Origin of the sequence: Streptomyces beijiangensis (genome assembly GCF_017315755.1) — a bacterium.
Taxonomy (GTDB): Bacteria; Actinomycetota; Actinomycetes; order Streptomycetales; family Streptomycetaceae; genus Streptomyces; species Streptomyces beijiangensis.
On the sequence record NZ_JAFLRJ010001250.1, the window covers coordinates 1 to 526 of the forward strand.

Sequence of the window (526 nt, forward strand, 5' to 3'; positions counted from 1 at the left end):
GACCGTGTGCTGACCGTCACATCGTGGGGGCGCGAATAGGCCCCAACTATCAGTCCTCACTGACAGTTGGGGCCACAGTTTCACCCAGTGCTATCGCCCCAGCCACGCCCCGTACCCCGCGAAGGTCTCCGGTAGACGGCGCTTCTGGGCGTCCAGGTGGGCATACGTCTCGCGCACCGTCGGGTGGTACCGCGTCTGCTGAGGTGCCAGCCGCCGAGCCTCTTGAAGCGCCTTGAACGCACCCTCCGCGCGCCCTGTCCACATCAGCGAGCGCGCCATCTCCGCATGGTGGTGAGCGGATCGCGAGCGCGGCCACGTGTCGGGCAGCTTGATCTTCTGCCCTGAGTCCACGGCCCCCTGGTAGTCGTCCAGTTCGGCCAGCACCGAGGTCTTGTGGACGGCGACGTTGAGTGGCCCGAACGACAGCCAGTGCACCTTCTCAGCTGGCCCGGTCGCTTTGGCCAGTCGATCCGCCTCGAACAGGTTGTGCTCGGCCTTGTCCTTGTCCTTGTCCCGGCCCGCGAGC

Annotated in this window: 1 pseudogene; it reads right to left on the reverse strand. The window is 66.5% G+C overall.

Going from position 1 to position 526, the window contains the following annotated elements:
• Positions 1 to 90: 90 nt before the first annotated feature.
• A pseudogene (locus J0695_RS41375) lies at positions 91 to 526 on the reverse strand (transcriptional regulator); the annotation flags it as partial.